The 16,901-nt window shown below is 57.9% G+C and carries 17 protein-coding genes and 1 pseudogene; 9 read left to right on the top strand and 9 right to left on the bottom strand.

What is annotated here, in order from left to right; all coding sequences use genetic code 11:
• Nucleotide 1 precedes the first annotated feature (1 nt).
• Together DNK10_RS18065 and DNK10_RS18060 are read right to left on the bottom strand one after the other, a co-directional pair.
• Nucleotides 2–970: an ABC transporter substrate-binding protein gene (locus tag DNK10_RS18065; RefSeq protein ID WP_244216282.1), complete on the bottom strand. Its 969-nt coding sequence runs from the start codon at nt 968–970 to the stop codon at nt 2–4.
• 299 nt (nt 971–1,269) lie between these two features.
• The gene (locus DNK10_RS18060) at nt 1,270–2,181 is read right to left on the bottom strand and encodes a LysR substrate-binding domain-containing protein (protein ID WP_131192504.1); all 912 of its coding nucleotides are present in this window, start codon (nt 2,179–2,181) and stop codon (nt 1,270–1,272) included.
• A gap of 107 nt (nt 2,182–2,288) precedes the next feature.
• Here DNK10_RS18060 and DNK10_RS18055 point away from each other — a divergent pair, with 107 nt between their 5' ends.
• The 3 genes from DNK10_RS18055 to ppa all read left to right on the top strand — a co-directional run bounded on the left by DNK10_RS18055 (nt 2,289) and on the right by ppa (nt 5,105).
• Nucleotides 2,289–3,368 carry a tartrate dehydrogenase gene (locus tag DNK10_RS18055; protein ID WP_131180166.1) on the top strand — a complete coding sequence of 360 codons (1,080 nt, stop codon included), beginning with the start codon at nt 2,289–2,291 and terminating at the stop codon, nt 3,366–3,368.
• Between the two features lie 108 nt (nt 3,369–3,476).
• A complete protein-coding gene (locus tag DNK10_RS18050) occupies nt 3,477–4,403 on the top strand; it encodes a 2-hydroxyacid dehydrogenase (RefSeq protein ID WP_131180165.1) in 927 nt (308 codons plus the stop codon).
• A gap of 174 nt (nt 4,404–4,577) precedes the next feature.
• A complete protein-coding gene (gene ppa, locus DNK10_RS18045; RefSeq protein ID WP_042556316.1) occupies nt 4,578–5,105 on the top strand; it encodes an inorganic diphosphatase in 528 nt (175 codons plus the stop codon).
• Between the two features lie 88 nt (nt 5,106–5,193).
• Here ppa and DNK10_RS18040 read toward each other — a convergent pair whose 3' ends face one another.
• The 3 genes from DNK10_RS18040 to ilvC form a co-directional block, all read right to left on the bottom strand.
• On the bottom strand, nt 5,194–6,180 hold the full coding sequence (locus DNK10_RS18040; RefSeq protein ID WP_131192503.1) for a PDR/VanB family oxidoreductase: 987 nt from the start codon (nt 6,178–6,180) through the stop codon (nt 5,194–5,196).
• 69 nt (nt 6,181–6,249) lie between these two features.
• A complete protein-coding gene (locus DNK10_RS18035) occupies nt 6,250–7,794 on the bottom strand; it encodes a Rieske 2Fe-2S domain-containing protein (RefSeq protein WP_131192502.1) in 1,545 nt (514 codons plus the stop codon).
• Between the two features lie 122 nt (nt 7,795–7,916).
• Nucleotides 7,917–8,933, bottom strand: a complete 1,017-nt coding sequence (gene ilvC, locus DNK10_RS18030) for a ketol-acid reductoisomerase (protein ID WP_131192501.1) — start codon at nt 8,931–8,933, stop codon at nt 7,917–7,919.
• A gap of 106 nt (nt 8,934–9,039) precedes the next feature.
• On the opposite strand from ilvC, the gene DNK10_RS18025 reads away from it, so the two are divergent.
• Nucleotides 9,040–9,762 (top strand): GntR family transcriptional regulator, encoded by a 723-nt coding sequence (locus DNK10_RS18025; protein ID WP_208738835.1) that lies wholly within the window; start codon nt 9,040–9,042, stop codon nt 9,760–9,762.
• 50 nt (nt 9,763–9,812) lie between these two features.
• Here the strand turns inward: DNK10_RS18025 and DNK10_RS18020 are convergent, their stop codons facing one another.
• Entirely contained in the window at nt 9,813–10,712 is a 900-nt protein-coding gene (locus DNK10_RS18020) for a LysR substrate-binding domain-containing protein (RefSeq protein ID WP_131192500.1), read from the bottom strand.
• A gap of 113 nt (nt 10,713–10,825) precedes the next feature.
• Here DNK10_RS18020 and DNK10_RS18015 point away from each other — a divergent pair, with 113 nt between their 5' ends.
• From DNK10_RS18015 to DNK10_RS17995, 5 genes and pseudogenes are all read left to right on the top strand, one after another.
• Nucleotides 10,826–11,671, top strand: coding sequence for a class II aldolase/adducin family protein (locus DNK10_RS18015; RefSeq protein WP_131192499.1), 846 nt, complete (start codon nt 10,826–10,828; stop codon nt 11,669–11,671).
• Nucleotides 11,672–11,779: 108 nt separating this feature from the next.
• Nucleotides 11,780–13,096, top strand: a complete 1,317-nt coding sequence (locus DNK10_RS18010) for an MFS transporter (RefSeq protein ID WP_131192498.1) — start codon at nt 11,780–11,782, stop codon at nt 13,094–13,096.
• Nucleotides 13,097–13,240: 144 nt separating this feature from the next.
• Complete coding sequence (locus DNK10_RS18005) at nt 13,241–13,819, top strand: NADPH-dependent FMN reductase (RefSeq protein WP_131192497.1); 579 nt, start codon at nt 13,241–13,243, stop codon at nt 13,817–13,819.
• A gap of 33 nt (nt 13,820–13,852) precedes the next feature.
• Nucleotides 13,853–14,170, top strand: a pseudogene (locus tag DNK10_RS18000) (arsenical resistance protein ArsH); the annotation flags it as partial.
• Nucleotides 14,160–14,705: an arsinothricin resistance N-acetyltransferase ArsN1 family B gene (locus DNK10_RS17995; protein ID WP_165496009.1), complete on the top strand. Its 546-nt coding sequence runs from the start codon at nt 14,160–14,162 to the stop codon at nt 14,703–14,705. The pseudogene DNK10_RS18000 and the gene DNK10_RS17995, both read left to right, overlap by 11 nt.
• 200 nt (nt 14,706–14,905) lie before the next feature.
• Here the strand turns inward: DNK10_RS17995 and ispH are convergent, their stop codons facing one another.
• The 3 genes from ispH to lspA all read right to left on the bottom strand — a co-directional run bounded on the left by ispH (nt 14,906) and on the right by lspA (nt 16,900).
• Nucleotides 14,906–15,850, bottom strand: a complete 945-nt coding sequence (gene ispH / locus DNK10_RS17990) for a 4-hydroxy-3-methylbut-2-enyl diphosphate reductase (RefSeq protein WP_131180161.1) — start codon at nt 15,848–15,850, stop codon at nt 14,906–14,908.
• A gap of 113 nt (nt 15,851–15,963) precedes the next feature.
• The gene (locus DNK10_RS17985; protein WP_131192496.1) at nt 15,964–16,401 is read right to left on the bottom strand and encodes an FKBP-type peptidyl-prolyl cis-trans isomerase; all 438 of its coding nucleotides are present in this window, start codon (nt 16,399–16,401) and stop codon (nt 15,964–15,966) included.
• Entirely contained in the window at nt 16,394–16,900 is a 507-nt protein-coding gene (lspA, locus tag DNK10_RS17980) for a signal peptidase II (RefSeq protein ID WP_131180159.1), read from the bottom strand. The genes DNK10_RS17985 and lspA overlap by 8 nt, the downstream gene beginning before the upstream one ends.
• Between the last annotated feature and the right edge of the window lies 1 nt (nt 16,901).

The following is a 16,901-nucleotide window of genomic DNA, read 5'->3' as shown; positions in this document are numbered from 1 at the left end:
CTTACTGAATGAATTTCAGCCAGCGATCCTTGGCCGCGATACCGGCTGCCGAGGCCCACCACTCTTCCGACATCAACGCTTGCCTGGCAGCGTTATCCGGCGAACTTGGCAGCTCCTTGGCACGCTGCTCGGTGATCTTGCCAGTCTCGAAGGCCGCCGGGTTACCTGGGCCGTAGTCGATATACAGCGGCAGGTTGGCCTGCAATTCAGGCGACAGCGCTTCGTTGATGAACCTGACCGCGGCATCGTAGTTCGGCGCATTCTTGAGGATACACAGCTGCGTGTTCTGCAGCAGGCCGTCGTTATAGGTGAAGGCGACATCCGGGTTGCTCTGCTGAACGGCGCTGGCGCGACCGTTCCAGATCATCAGCATGTCGACCTCGCCATCGGCCAGCAACTGCGCCGACTGCCCACCCGAACTCCACCACACGGCGATGTCCGGCTTGATCTGCTCCAGCCGCTTGTAAGCGCGATCGACATCCAGGGGATAGAGTTCGTCACGCGGAACGCCGTCGGAAAGCAGCGCTGCTTCGAGGGTACTCATGGGATCGTTACGCAGGGCGCGGGTGCCGGGGAAGTTTTCCACATCCCAGAATTCGGCCCAGGTCTGGGGGATCTTTTTCAGGTTTTTCTGGTTGTAGCCGATCACCGATGAATAGAATTCGTAGGCCACCGAGTACGGCGTGCGGTATGACTCCGGCATGCTTTTCACGTTGGGCATCTTGCTCAGATCCAGCGGCTCGATCAGTCCTTCGTTGCCACCACGCAAGCAGTTTGATGGTGGCGTATCGATCACATCCCATACCGGTTTCTTCGCGTCGCCCTGGGCCTTGACCATTGGCCAGGCGTCCGGCGCACTGTCCTGTTTGATGGTCAGGCCCAGCTTTTTCGCGGCAGGGTCGAGAATGGCCTTGGTCTGCGCCTCCTGATAGCTACCGCCTTGGGAGACAAAGGTGATCTGGTCGGCCATGGCGGATGTCGCACACGCCACCGAAAGACTCAACAGGGATAGGACGGAAGCAAAAGCTGCAGCAACAGACAAGGTTTTCATGGCAAATCATCCTGGAAGTAGATTAATTCGGCAGCGCAAAAACCCTCGACTGACACCCGGCACCCGCGTGCTCTGCTCAGGTTTGCTTTTTTTGTTTATCCGAGCGGGACAGCTGGACGTTACAAGAGCATGACGCGCCAGGGCAATGCACGAATAGTTACCAACCCCATAACCTCAAATCATGCACAAAACACCTCTGAATGATCGCTTCGAAACCGTCACCTGAGCGCGGCAAACGGTAGTCGCTGACTTAGCGCATGAGCCAGGTAGCGAACGAATATCGAAATACGCTGGGGAATATGGCGGCGATGCTGGTAGACCGCGTAGATATCGCCATGGGGGGCCTGATGATCTGTCAGTAGCGCCTGCAGGCGTCTGGTCTCAAGGTGCTCCTGCACATCCCAGCGTGAGCGCAGGATCAGCCCGTGACCTTCCAGCGCCAGGCTGACGGCCACCTCACCGTCGTTGCTGGATAATGTGCCATTGACCTTGTGAGAGAACTCCTGGCCGTTCTTGCGGAAACGCCAGATTGCATAGTCGCTACCGAACTGGCGTAAAACGATACAGTTGTGCGCCGCCAGATCAGCCACGCAGGCCGGCTCAGGCATAGCTTCAAGGTATCGTGGTGATGCACATAGAATGCGCGGATTCTCCAATAGCCTGACGCCGATCAGGCGCGAATCCGGCGGTTCGCCCATGCACAAGCCGACGTCGAACTGATCATCCAGCAGGCTCAAGGGCTGACTGGTGAGCTCCAGGAATATTTCCAGCCCGGGATGCAGACGAGCGAACTCCGAAACCACGGGAGCCAGATGGCGCCTACCGAATCCCAGGGTAGCGTTGATCCGCAGCCGACCGCGTAATGTCGCCTGGCGACTGTCGAGCGCGCTCTCCAGCTCCTCGAGCTGCCGCAGGATCGGCCGCCCGCCTTCCAGATACTGCGCCCCCTCAGGGGTCAGCGAAAGCCGCCGCGTGGTGCGTTGCAGCAATTGCACACCCAGTCGCGCCTCTAGCTGACTCAGACGCTTGCTCACGGCTGGCAATGAAAGGCCCAGGTGGCGCGCCACTTCGGTGAGGCTGCCGCGGGTGGCCACTTGCTGGAAAAAACTCAGATCATCGATCGCACTCACGGATTCTTTCTCTAAATCTAATAATGGCTTTCGCCGCAGACCAATTATTAATCCATGAACACTGCATACACTGGCCGGCGTCTACCTTCAATCCCAGGAGTCGCATCATGAGCAAAGCCCATTACAAGATCGCAGTGATCCCCGGCGACGGCATTGGCAAGGAAGTCATGCCAGAGGGAGTGCGCGTGCTCGACGCGGTGACGGCCAAGCACAACATCGAACTGCAGTGGGACTGGTTCGACTTCGCCAGCGCCGATTACTACCTGGCTCACGGCAAGATGATGCCCGACAACTGGTTCGAGCTGCTCAAGGAGTACGATGCCATCTACTTCGGCGCAGTCGGCTGGCCAGACGTGGTGCCGGATCACATCTCTCTCTGGGATTCGCTGCTGCAGTTCCGCCGCGAGTTCGATCAGTACGTCAATCTGCGGCCCTGCCGCCTGATGCCTGGCGTGAAAGCGCCCCTGGCCAATCGCAAGCCCGGCGACATCGATTTCTGGGTAGTACGCGAGAACACCGAAGGCGAGTATTCCAGCGTCGGAGGCAAGATGTTCCCGGGTACCGAGCGGGAAATCGTCCTGCAGGAAACGGTGATGACCCGGGTGGGCGTCGACCGCATTCTCAAGTTCGCCTACAACCTGGCGCAGAGCCGGCCGAAGAGGCACCTGACCTCCGCTACCAAATCCAACGGAATCGCCATCACCATGCCGTATTGGGATGAACGTGTCGCCGAAATGGGCAAGAAATACCCCGAGGTGAAGGTCGACAAGTACCACATCGATATCCTCACCGCGAACTTCGTCCTGCACCCCGATTGGTTCGATGTAGTCGTTGCGAGCAACCTGTTCGGCGACATCCTTTCCGACCTGGGTCCGGCCTGTACCGGCACCATAGGCATCGCACCGTCGGCCAACATCAACCCAGAGCGCAACTTCCCGAGCCTGTTCGAGCCGGTGCACGGTTCGGCACCGGACATTGCCGGCAAAGGCATCGCCAACCCCATCGGACAGATCTGGTGCGGCGCCATGATGCTCGACCACCTCGGTCACCCGGAGGCCGGTGCTGCCGTGCTGGCGGCCATCGAAAACGTCCTGGCCATGGGGCCGGAGCGCGCGCCGCTGACCCGTGATATTGGTGGCACCGGCAACACCGAGGCGCTCGGCAAGGCCATCGCAGCAGCCTGCTGACAACTCGGAATAGCGCGCAATCTTCTGTTTCAGCAGCAGGATTCAGAGGATTGTTGCGCGCCGCTCAGGCATGGTTACAACATCTTCACGACTGCAACGAGACGACTCATGGCCCTGCTGTTCAAAACCGATGATGAGCGCGCCCGGCAATGGCAGGCGCTCTTCGAGCAGTACGCCCCCGACATTGAGGTACGCCTCTGGCCGGCTGTAGGTGATGCGCGTGACATCCGCTACTTCGCCGCCTGGCAGCCACCCGCAGACCTCGCGACGCGCTTCCCCAACCTGAGCGTGGTGTTCGCCACCTCGGCCGGCGTTGACCAGTTCGACCCGGCGCAGTTGCCCGATTCCATCGACCTGGTGCGCATGCTCGACCCGGGCATCACCCAGGGTATAACCGAATATCTGTGCTTTGCCGTCATGGCTCTGCATCGCCAGATCCCCCTCTACCTCGACCAGCAGAAGCAACAACAGTGGCAAGCACACGCTCTGCTGCCCGCGGCGCAACGGCGTATCGGTATCATGGGGTTGGGTAATCTGGGCAGCGCTGCGCTCGACAGCCTGCGCCCCTTCGGTTTCCCGCTCAGCGGCTGGTCACGCTCGCCCAAGCAACTCGAGGGCGTGCAGAGCTATCACGGCATACAACAGTTGCCGGAATTTCTCGCCCAATGCGACATCCTCGTCTGCCTGCTACCGCTGACCAGCGAAACCCAAGGCATTCTCAACGCCCAGACCTTTGCCGCATTGCCGCGCGGTGCACAGTTGATCAACCTTGGTCGTGGCGCACACCTTCAGGAAGATCACCTACTCGCAGCGCTGGACAGCGGACAGCTGGCACATGCCATCATCGATGTGCTCGATAGCGAGCCGCCAGAACACTCCCACGCCTTCTGGCAGCATCCGCGTATCTGGCTAACCCCCCATATAGGCGCAATGACCTCGCCACACAGTGCCTTCGCAGTGCTGCTCGCCAACCTGCGCAGGCATCAGCGTGGCGAACCGATGCTCGGTTTGGTTGACCGCAGCGCCCACTACTAATAGAGCGCCTGCACCAAGCGTGGATGGAAGCACGATAGAGCTAGACTTGGCGTAAGAACGCCACTTCACTCTGCCTAGGCGAATAAGACCAATGGCTGGAATGGCAGAATGGCAACAAGGTGGGAATCCCCCTATAATTCGGCCACTTTTTTGGCCCACATCAGGGAGTCACCCATGAGCTACAGCAAGGTTCCGGCCGGTAAAGACCTGCCGAATGACATCTACGTCGCTATCGAAATCCCGGCCAACCACGCGCCGATCAAATACGAAATCGATCACGACACCGACTGCCTGTTCGTCGACCGTTTCATGGCCACCCCGATGTTCTACCCGGCCAACTACGGTTTCATCCCGCACACCCTGGCCGACGACGGTGACCCCCTCGACGTGCTGGTCGTGACCCCATATCCGGTAGCGCCAGGCTCGGTGATCCGTGCCCGCCCGGTCGGCGTCCTGCACATGACCGACGAAGCCGGTGGCGACGCCAAACTGATCGCCGTCCCGCACGACAAGCTGACCACCATCTACAAGGACGTCCAGGAATACACCGACCTGCCCCCGCTGCTGATCGAGCAGATCAAGCACTTCTTCGAAAACTACAAGGATCTCGAGAAAGGCAAATGGGTCAAGGTCGAAGGTTGGGGCAACGCCGAAGCGGCCCGCGCCGAGATCACCAAGGCAGCTGCGGCTTATCAAAAATAAGCCCGACCTGCCTTACGAAAGCCGGCCACAAGCCGGCTTTACGCGATGATAATCTTTCGGCCTTAGGCGTCAGCTGGATCGGCACGAACTAGAGATCAAGCAGAAGAGTCGAGCCCTTCGCTCGAGACACGCAAGCCGTCAGGCACGATCCCTTCTCTGCGTCATCAAGAATGAAGTCCTGGTGATCAACTTCTCCGGCGAGGTAGCCGATCTTGCAAGTGCCACACAACCCCGACAGACAGGATGTCTCCACTGGGTAGCCTGCCTGTTGCAGGATCTCTGCGAGGCTCTGGTCAGGCGCGATGTGAAGCTTCTCTCCGGTGCTCGCGATCTCTGCGATGAAGCCGTCTTGCAGCCCGGCATCGGCCAATGACTCTTTGACCGGAGCCTTGAAGTGCTCAAAATGCACCGTGCCCGTTGGCCAGTGCTTCGATGCGACCTTGCATGCCTCCATGAAGCCACCTGGCCCGCAGTAGTACAGATGGCACTCTTCACCCGGGCTTTCCAGCAGCGTCGTAATGTCCAGGCTGTTGTTGGGATCCCCCCCATCGAAGTGGAACCTCACTTTCCCTGATTTGGCCAAATCCTCCAGCTCATCCTGGAAGGCCGCAAACTCGGCGCCTCTGGAGCAATAGTACAACTCGTAGGGGATGCCTTCGGCTTCGAGCTGGTGAGCCATCGATTTCATCGGCGTGACACCGATACCACCTGCGAGGAGATAGACTTTTCCCAGCCCTGGCACCAGCTCGAAATTATTACGCGGGACACTTACCCGAACGGTGTCGCCAACCTTGATGTTCTCGTGCACGGCGGCGGATCCACCACGCCCTTTGAGATCCTTCAACACGGCGATGACATAGCGGTGACGGTCGCTGGGCGAGTTGCACAGGGAGTACTGCCGAACGACACCAGGAGCCGCATGAATATCAATGTGTGCACCTGCGGTAAACGGCGGCAACGGCGCCCCATCAGGCGATACAAATTCGTAGGAGTTGATTCCGGTCGCTTCCATCCGGATTTGCTTAACCAGCAACTCAAGATGTGTCACGGAAGCCTCTTCTAAAATAGCGTTCATACCTCACCTCGGCATTGCTCAATGCCGTAACCGGACTATGTCGAGCCCGGTTACGGAGTGGCTTTGTTGTTATTTTTTGAAGCTCTGCTCAAGTTGCTCCAGCCGTTCCTTGACGAAGATCTCGCGATCACGGCCCTTGAGCGTATCTGCCTCGGACATGATCGCGACGGTCTCCTTGGCCAGGCGTCGGCGGTTAGCGACTTCCTGCTCGACGGTGTCTGCCAGCGGCATTTCGAACACGTTACCGGTGCAGTAGCTGTTCGGTTCACCTGCCATGGAACGCAGCCAGTCGGCAAAGCCCTTGGCTGAAGCAGCTGGGTTGGTACCGCGTACACCATCACGCAGCATCTTGCGGAAGGCATACAGGCCGGCGTCGAACTTGGTCGGGTTTTCCAGCTTGTGCACGGCGATGGGGCGCTGCGAAATGATTGCTTCGTAGTCACCCGGCGCGTACTGCGCATCCTTGTAGTTCTCACGCTCACGGTGGTTCGATGGAATCGGCGGAATATCACTGAGCTTGTACTTGCCGAAACGCTCTGGGCGGCGCATGGCCACCTGGCCCTCAAGGAAGTCGATGGTTTCGTAGCCGACCATTTCCTTGTTGCCCACACCACGGGTATCGATACCGGGGCCCATGACGCGCCAACCGATCATTTTGCTGTTCTCGTCATCCACCGGCACCGTCCAGCGCACGATATGGAAGCGACTGAAGAGTTTCTTCTTCGAGCCATCTTCAGAGGTGTAGGCATGCAGACTGAGGTTGGGCAGTACCTGATGCTGCACGCGTAGGAACATCTTGTCCTTGTCGACACGACGAGCACCCGCGCAGGCCAGGCTACGGCCCTGATGTACTGGAATGAACTGCATATCCGGGGCGACTTCCATGGAGGCCGCGCCTACCTCATCGAAGGTGGTGCCCTGGAAGTGCTCGTCCACCACGTTTTTGGCGGCATGCAGTGCGGTCGGGTGGAAGTTGTCAGCGGCGTTGTCCTGCACCTGCAACCAGTTGCAATGCTGGAAGTTGCTGTAAGGCACCAGTTCGTCGCCTTCCATCACCGTGAAATTGCCTTCCCACTCAGGAAACGGCGGCTCTTCTTCCGGCGGGCCCATGTAGGCAAACACCAGACCATGACGTTCGAAGGCCTTGTAGGCACCCTGTCGAATCGAGCTTGCGTATTTCTCCGCGTCCTTTTCCTCACCAGCCGGGAACGGTACGTGCAGGCAGGCCCCGTCCACATCGAAGACCATGCCGTGGTAGCAGCATTTGATGCCCTTCTCCTGAATGGCGCCGTACTCCAAGGATGCACCACGGTGGCAGCAATGTGCGTGCATGACACCGATCTGACCGCTGCCATCGCGGAAGGCGACCAGCTCCTCGCCGAGGATCTTCAGAAAGCGTGGAGTATCGGTCAGCTCCAGAGACATACACACCGGATGCCAGAAACGCCGCATGTACTCCCCGGTAGGCGTGCCAGGGCCGGTTTCAGTCAGCTCCGGGTCGTGATCTGGAACCTTGTTGGTGTGGTAACCGCCGTAAGCGATCAGCTTCTTCGGGATGGGCGCTGCGCCGCCGGTGGACTGCTTGGCTTCGTGCTGTTCGAGTTTCTCGGTCATGACATTATCTCCGTTTTTGTTCTTAAGCGAGATTTCAGGCTACTGAACTCTGTATACAATTTATCTGAACAAAATGACGCGCGGTTTGTGGATGATTTCACTCCTCATCTATCAGCGTTTAGTTAGTTGTGAGCCTTGTCCACAAGGGCGGACGCCTTGATCCACGGCATCATGCCGCGCAGCTGCTCACCGACCACTTCGATCTGGTGGCGCTTGAGCTGATTGCGACGCGAGGTGAGCGTCGGATTGCCAGCCTTGCTTTCAAGGATGAAGGCCTTGGCGTAGGAGCCGTCCTGGATGAACGCCAAGGCTTCGCGCATGGCCTGTTTGGTTTCGGCAGTGACAATTTTCGGCCCAGTGATGTACTCACCGAATTCGGCATTGTTGGAAATGCTGTAGTTCATCGTCGAGATACCGCCTTCATAGATCAGGTCGACGATCAGTTTCAGTTCGTGCAGACACTCGAAGTAAGCGAGCTCGGGCGAATAGCCTGCCTCGACCAGCACTTCAAAGCCGTTCTTGATCAGATCCACCGCACCGCCACACAACACCACCTGCTCACCGAACAGATCGGTCTCGGTTTCCTCACGGAAATCGGTTTCGATGATTCCGGCCTTGCCACAGCCAATCGCCGAAGCGTAGGCCAGCGCCAATGAGCGAGCAGTACCGGACACGTCCTGATCGATGGCAATCAGCGCTGGCACGCCACCACCTGCCGCATAAGTTGAGCGCACGGTGTGCCCCGGTGCCTTCGGCGCGACCATGAACACATCCAAATCGGCGCGCGGCATCACCTGGCCGTAGTGAATGTTGAAACCGTGGGCAAACACCAGCGCCGCACCTTTACGAATGGCCGGTACAACGTCACGGGTGTAGACCTCGGCGATCAGCTCATCGGGGATCAGCAACACCACCAGATCTGCACCGCTAACAGCCTCATCTACGCTCATCACCACCAGCCCGGCCGCGGCCGCTTTGCCCCAGGATGCACCACCCTCACGCAATCCGATGACCACATCAGCGCCGCTGTCCCTGAGGTTCAGCGCTTGGGCATGGCCTTGAGAGCCATAACCGATCACCGCGATCCGCCTATCCAGCAACAGCGACATGTCCGCATCTTTGTCGTAGAAAACTTTCATTTCTCACCCTCTCAGGACATGGAACTCTGTATACAGAGTTCTGAATCTATCGTACCGTCTTCGGAAGTCAAGAGATGAATTGGAATCAGCATGGAGAACATGGACAATGACCATCACTTATAAGCCGACACCGCCGAACGCCGCCATGACGACCAAGTTGCGAAAGATCCAAGCCCGCCCCGACTACGTGGATGAGGTCTACCAGACGCTTCTGGATGCCATCAGCGACGGCAGCCTGGCGCCCGGCACCCGCCTCACACAGGAAGAGATCGCTGAGCAGATGCAGATCTCGCGTTCACCCGTGCTCCAGGCGCTGCGGCTACTGAAAAAGGATGGTCTGGTTCAGGACGCACCAGGTCGTGGCGTGCTGGTCACCCCACTGACGGTGGAGTCGATCAGCAACCTCTACCTGATCCGCGGTGCGCTAGACAGCCTGGCGGCGAAGATGGCCGCCGAGCGCAAGTTCAAGATTGATCAAAAAATCATCGAGAACGGCCGACGCATTGCGAAAGGGAAAGATGTGAGGGCAATGATCGAGGCGGATGTTGCCTTTCACAGCGCGATTTACGAGGCTTCTGGCAATCCCTTGATCGCACAAAGTGCTCAGGTCTACTGGGTTCATTTGCGTCGCGCCATGGGCGCCGTTCTCCAGTCGTCAGCGCAACGTCAGTCGATTTGGGACGAACACGAGGCCATTGCCGTGGCCATTGCCGAGGGGGATTCACTACGGGCCGGCGAGCTGACCGACGTTCACACGACGATAGCCCGAAAGAACCTCGCTGCGAGGCTGGACGACTACCTGATGCAGGGTAGCGCAGAAGCGCGTTAAGCCTGCTCACCTTGCGTGGCAAACGCTGCTTGCCACAGTGCTCTGCTCGCTCAATTGTCGATTCGACACTGATCGACCAGCCAATCGTGGAACGCCACGATCTTGGGCGAGTTTCTCTGCGTGTGGCGATAGCACAGGAAGTGGATCTCTCGCATCACGGGCTCACAGCCCTCGATCCCGTACTTCACCAAACGTCCATCAGCCAGTTCCTGCTGCGCAAACCGCACACTCTCCAGCGCCAATCCCAGGCCATCGACAGCAGCAGCTATCGCCAAAGCCCCTCGGTCGAAAGATGGCCGGTGGATGATGTCCGGTAACGACTGTCCGTGTTGAATGAAGTAATCGCGCCAAGACAGCGGGTTCAACTGCGATTCGATGAGTGCGATGGAGCCCAGCTCCCGAAGCTCGATTTCTCTCGCCGGGCCCAAGAGAGCCGGTGCTCCCAGTGGGCAGCATTCCTCCAGCCCAAGGTTTTGGACGAAGATCCCTGGACTCTTCATGGCAGCCGAATACGCAATCGCCATATCCAGCTCCGGATGCTTATGCAGGTCTACCGAGGATGCACTGGACGACAGATTCAGCGAGAACTGGGGGTATTTGCTGAGAAAGTCTGGAAGCCTTGGCCCAAGCCACTTGCTTGCGAAGCTGGGCGAGCAGTGAACCGCCAGTTTTTCCGTTTCGGCAAAAGGCCGAAGTGCAGTGCATATCTGGTCGATGGAATCGAAGGCCGGCTTTACAACTTCAAACAGGCGCCGCCCCTGGTCATTCAACTCCAGAGATCTACTGTGCCTGTGAAAAAGGGGGAATCCAAAAAAACTTTCCAGGCTCTTTATTTGGTGACTAATCGCAGAAGGCGTTTGGTGTAACTCAGTCGCTGCAATGCTGAAATTGCCATGACGGGCAGCGGCTTCAAATGCTCTAAGTGCAATCAGGCTCGGCTTTGTACTCATTATTTTAATTTCACCTGTGAATTTTTTTCACACCCCTATGAAATAGCATCGTTTGTAGCGCTCTGCAAGGTTTGTGAATGTACAGCCTCCGCCAGCCAACTGAGGACTTACAGATGAATATCAGTGTCAATAAACCTGCAAGCACGCTGACTCAGGCAAAGAACAGAATCTCAATCTATCAGCCCGAGCAGGAAGGCCTGATATATCCCGAAATTCCCGAGTTCGACAATTATGCCGACCATCGTCAGCACCTGAAGGAACGTCTTGTCGCGGCATGCCGAGCATTCGCCATTCATGGCCTGGATTACGGCTTTGCTGGGCACCTGACCGTTCGCGATCCGGAGTTCCCTGAGCTCTACTGGACGAACCCAATGTGCGTTCACTTCTCTCAGGTGAGGGTATCCAACCTGATCCTGGCCGATCATAGCGGCAAAGTAGTTGAGGGTGACTACGCCATCAACCGTGCTGGCTTTGTCCTGCATGCCAATGTTCACGAGGCGCACCCGCATATCCTCGCAATGTGTCACGCACATACCGTCTATGGGGGGGCGTGGGCAGCCACAGGCCTTCCCCTGGAGCCCATTACCCAGGATGCGGCAGCTTTCTTCGAAGACCAACTGGTCATTACCGCCGAAGCTGGAGCGGTAGCAGTGAAGACCGATTCGGGCAAATCCATCGCATCGCTCTTCGGCAAGCACAAGGCAATTCTGCACCAGAACCATGGCCTGCTCACTGCCAGCACCCACAGTATCGACAGCGCCGCATTCTGGTTCATCGCGCTTGAGCGCTGCTGCCAACAGGCACTGCTGGTCGCCGCGACCGGCATCAAGCCCAAGCTCGTGACCGATGAGCGCGCACGTTTCAGCCGCGAAAATGTGGGCAGCGATTATATCGGCTGGTTGCACTTCCAGACGCTCTGGGGCCAACTGGCTAAAACCCAGCCTGACATGTTTGGTTAAGCACTTCGTTCGGATAAACAATTAAAAGTTACATCGCCCCTTGCAGTTGCAATCCACTGTAAAGGGGTGAGACGCGAGCCTATAAATTTAACAATGCTTGGAGGCGTCATGACTACTCTTGCCGACCGTGCACGGCCGATAACTGAAAAAATAATAAATCCAGAGGATATTATCTATCGGAAAGTTATTATTCGACTCGTCCCATTCATGTTTCTCTGCTACGTCTGTTCCTACCTTAATAGGATCAACGTAAGTTTTGCCAAGATCCAAATGGCCCAAGAGCTCGCGTGGAGCGATGCGATTTACGGCCTCGGCGCTGGGATGTTCTTCATCGGCTACTTCGCCTTTGAGATCCCCAGCAACATCATCATGTACCGTGTGGGCGCCAGACGCTGGATTGCCAGGATCATGGTCACCTGGGGCATCATCTCTGCGGCGATGATGTTCGTTAATACACCGATGCAGTTCTATGTGATGCGGTTCCTGCTTGGTGTCGCAGAGGCTGGATTCTTCCCCGCGATCCTTCTGTATCTTTCCCAGTGGTTTCCCTCCTCACGACGCGCCAAGGTAACCGCGCTGTTCATGTCGGCGATTCCAATGTCAGGTGTGATCGGTGCTCCGCTATCTGGCTGGATCCTGCATTCGCTAAGCGGCGTTCAAAACCTATCGGGTTGGCAGTGGCTTTTCCTCATCGAGGGGATTCCGACCGTTCTCGTCGGCGTGGGCGCTTACTTCTACCTGACTGACCGGATCGAGGATGCACACTGGCTGCGTGATGACGAGAAGAAGATACTACGCCACAACATCGATCAAGAGTCGGCCGGCAAGCACCTGCACAAGATGATGGACGGGCTCGCCAATCCGAAGATCTGGCTGCTCAGCTTCATCTATTTGTTCTTCACCATGGGACTGTACGGCGTCAGCTTCTGGCTCCCGACCCTGATCCAGGCTTCTGGTGTCGAAGACTCCCTGCATCTGGGGCTGTTGACGACGATTCCATATGCGCTGGCTACTGCCTCCATGATTCTCGTCGGAAAGAGCTCTGATCGATTCCGCGAGCGCCGCTGGCACCTGGCAGTACCTGGTGTTCTTGCCGCAACAGGATTCCTGATTAGCACTGCTTTCCAGTCGAACCTGATGATCAGTCTGCCCGCCCTTTGCCTGGCAACCATGGGCGTCATGACCACGATCTCCATGTACTGGACGCTCCCGCCAGCGATTCTTACCGGTGCGGCAGCAGCCACTGGTATTGCTCTGGCCAACTCGATTGGTAGCGCGTCTGGATTCATCAGTCCCTTTGCCATGGGGTCAATCAATGCTGCAACTCAAAGCACCTCAGCGGGGATCATCATGCTGTCCGCTGTGTTGGTAGCCGGCAGTATTTTGGTATTCGCGCTTCCCAAACATCTACTTGCTTGTAAGTAGTCAAAGGGGCCCTATGCGGGCCCCTTTTTTCTGGGCAGGCCGGTTTGAATCCAGGTGATGACGAACCGGCAGGAAAGCGATCCATGTGCCATTCTTCCAACCGCGCGACAAAGCGTAAGCAGCACCGTGATTAGGAGAACAATAATGAGAAAGATACGGCTACTTGGGTTGTGCGGAAGCCTTCGACAGCAGTCCAGCAACTCCGTTGTCCTGCATACCCTGTCCTCGGAACTCTTACCCTCGGACGTTAAGCTGAATGTCTACGACCTCAACGACATTCCACTCTACAACGCAGACCTGGATGGGGAGGAGCCACCTGCCTCCGTAAAAGGGCTGCGCGACGCAGTGAATGACGCTGACGGCTTGGTGATCGCATCTCCCGAGTACAGCCATAGCATGTCAGGGGTGATCAAGAATGCCCTTGATTGGCTCTCCTGCCTGGATCGCCCCTCCCCGCTGAAGGGAAAGCCGACTCTCACGATCACGGCCTCACCAACCTTTACAGGTGGAAGCAGAGCACAGCATCAGCTTAGCGAGGCTCTGTGGGCTGTTCGGGCTAGCCTGATCAACTTTCCCCAGGTTGTGATTACTGAAGTCACGACCAAAATCCGTAACGAGCGGCTGGTGGATGAAGCAGCCCGTCAGACTTTAGCCGAGGCTACAGAGGTCTTGAAAGAAGCCACTCTGGAGTCGATCCCTAACGCGACTTTGATTTGGGCCTGAATCTCGTTAGCCAAAACTTAAGCGCTGGATCGTTGGTGCTCTCCCGAGCGGCATGATGCGATGTCCGCGGTAGTCAAAGCGCAAATCGACTGATCCTTCTAGCTCTTGGTGCCAAATCAATCCTCGGCACTCAAGGCATACATGGAGTTCGAGACCGACGGCAGAATGAAACCGTTTTTCCACTACGCCCAGGTTGTCGATGTGCTGGAAGAGTTGGTGAAGTTCACCCTGCTGCTGCTGCGCGACCAGAAGGATTTCCTCGTGGATCGTTATTCCGAGCGCAAGGAGACTGCCGAACAGTTGTATGCTCGCCTCAACCAACGAACAATTTGGGGGCCCAATGATGATTGATATCAGGGTAGCCGCCCCGACGGACGCCGAAGCGATCCAGGCCATCTACGCGCCTGTGGTGCTCGACACCGCCACGTCATTCGAAGAAGTACCGCCATCGGTTGACGAGATGCGCCTGCGGATACTGTCGACGCTAGAGGCCTACCCATATCTGGTGGCGGTACGCGATGGTTGTATTGTCGGCTATGCCTATGCGGGTCAGCATCGCGCTCGCGCGGCTTACCGGTGGGCTGTGGATGCCACGGTATACATTGCAGAGAATGCGCGTCGTAGCGGGGTCGGTCGTGGGCTGTATGAAACCCTGCTGCCGATTCTGAAGAACCTGGGTTATCGCTCGGCCTATGCTGGCATTGCCTTACCCAACGACGGCAGTGTCGGCCTTCACGAACGGATGGGATTCCGCCATATCGGGACGTTTCCTGAGGTGGGCTACAAGCACGGCGCGTGGCATGACGTTGGATATTGGCGTCTCGACCTGGGCGAACGCTCATCACCGCCCAGGGAGCCCATTCGCTTTGCAGGCTCATTGAATTGACCGGCTGAGTCGCTGCAGGCACTTCAACGATACTGAGCTCAACCGTCCTGCTCTGGGTATTGGTTGTTCGGGCCTTCAGTCTCGCAACCTGGCATGCCCCTGCTGCCTTCCGCATGAGCATCCCTACACCTCTCAGTGCCGGGAGCACAATGAAAAAAGCCAGGACAGATGTCCTGGCTTCGTTCGCAGACAGCACCAAGCTACACCGCTTTCAGGCGCAGCTCCTTGGGCATGGAGAAGGTCACGTTCTCCGGGCGGCCGTCGAGTTCCTGGACGTTGTTGGCGCCCCACTCGCCAAGTTTGGCGATCACGCCGCGCACCAGTACTTCAGGAGCAGAGGCGCCGGCGGTGATGCCAACCCCCTTCGCGCCTTCGAACCACTCACGCTTGAGGTCTTCGGCGCCGTCGATCAGGTAGGCCGGGGTTCCCATCCGCTCGGCCAGCTCACGCAAGCGATTGGAGTTGGAGCTGTTGGGGCTACCGACGACCAGCAGCACGTCGCACTCGTCGGCCAATTGTTTGACTGCATCCTGACGGTTCTGGGTGGCATAGCAGATGTCGTCCTTGCGCGGCCCACCGATATTGGGGAAGCGCTCGCGCAGGGCATCGATGACTTTGCTGGTGTCATCCATCGACAGGGTGGTCTGGGTGACGAAGGCCAGGGAATCGGGGTTGCGTACCTGCAGCGTGGCGACATCCTTCTCGTCTTCGACCAGGTAGATGGCACCGCCATTGCTGGCGTCGTACTGGCCCATGGTGCCTTCGACTTCCGGGTGGCCGGCATGGCCGATCAGGATACACTCACGGCCGTCACGGCTGTAGCGCACCACTTCCAGGTGCACCTTGGTGACCAGCGGACAGGTGGCGTCGAACACTTTCAGGCCGCGGTTGCTGGCTTCGTTGCGCACGGCCTGGGACACACCGTGGGCGCTGAAGATGACGATGACGTCATCGGGCACCTGATCCAGTTCTTCGACGAATATCGCGCCGCGAGCACGCAGATCCTCGACCACGAACTTGTTGTGCACCACTTCGTGACGCACGTAGATCGGCGGGCCGAACACCTCGAGAGCGCGATTGACGATCTCGATGGCTCGGTCGACACCGGCGCAGAAGCCTCGGGGATTGGCGAGTTTGATATGCATGGAACGCTCGGCACGGGAAGCTTGAGTGGAAAGTGTAACGCGTAAGCTCTGGAGAACTTACGCGATAGACAGCGCTTTCGCGAGGAATGTCCGGCTCGTTCGACGACGCATCGTCAAATCGCCTGGACGTCGATGATCTCGACTTCGAAGCTCAGCGTCTTGCCAGCCAGCGGGTGGTTGAAGTCGATGGTCACCTGGGCGTCATCGAAGGCTTTGACCACGCCCGGCAGTTCGGTGTTGGCAGCATCGTTGAAGATCACCAGCAGCCCATCCGACAGTTCCATATCCTGGAACTGCGAACGCGGCATGACCTGCACGTTCTGCGGGTTGGGCTGACCGAAGCCCTGCTCCGGCAGTACCGTGACGGTGCGTTTGTCGCCCGCTTTGAAACCGTACAGCGCGGATTCGAAACCCGGCAGCAGGTTGCCATCGCCGACCTTGAAGGTGGCCGGCTGTTTGTCGAAGGTGCTGTCAACTACATCGCCGTTATCCAGCTTCAGCGCGAAATGCAGGGTTACCTGCCGATCCGGGCCGACACGTACATCAGTCACGCGCCACCTCTTCTTCCGACTTCTTGCTCTTGAACATATCCAGCGCCAGCAGCACGGCACCGACGGTGATCGCGCTATCGGCCAGGTTGAACGCAGGGAAATACCAGCGGTTCTGCCAGTGCACCAGAATGAAGTCGACCACATGGCCGAACACCACGCGATCGACCAGATTGCCCAGCGCGCCGCCGAGCACCAGGGCCAGGCCGACGGCCAGCCAGGTTTCGTCGGACTTCAGACGCTTGAGCCAGACCACCAGCACCACGCTGACCACCACGGCAATCAGGGTGAACAACCAGCGCTGCCAGCCGGACGCACCGGCCAGGAAGCTGAAGGCCGCGCCGGTGTTATAGGCCAGCGTCCAGCTGAAGTAGTCGGGGATGACCACGATGCGCTCGTACATCGACAGGTTGTTGTCGAACCAGAACTTGGTCACCTGGTCGACCACGAATACCACGACGCTCAGCCAGACCCAGCCGAGTTTGCCAAAACGCGCGCTCATC

Origin of the sequence: Phytopseudomonas daroniae (assembly GCF_004327275.1) — a bacterium.
GTDB classification, from domain to species: domain Bacteria; phylum Pseudomonadota; class Gammaproteobacteria; order Pseudomonadales; family Pseudomonadaceae; genus Aquipseudomonas; species Aquipseudomonas daroniae.
Note: the sequence above shows the minus strand (reverse complement) of the source record. Positions and strands in the feature narration are given on the sequence as shown.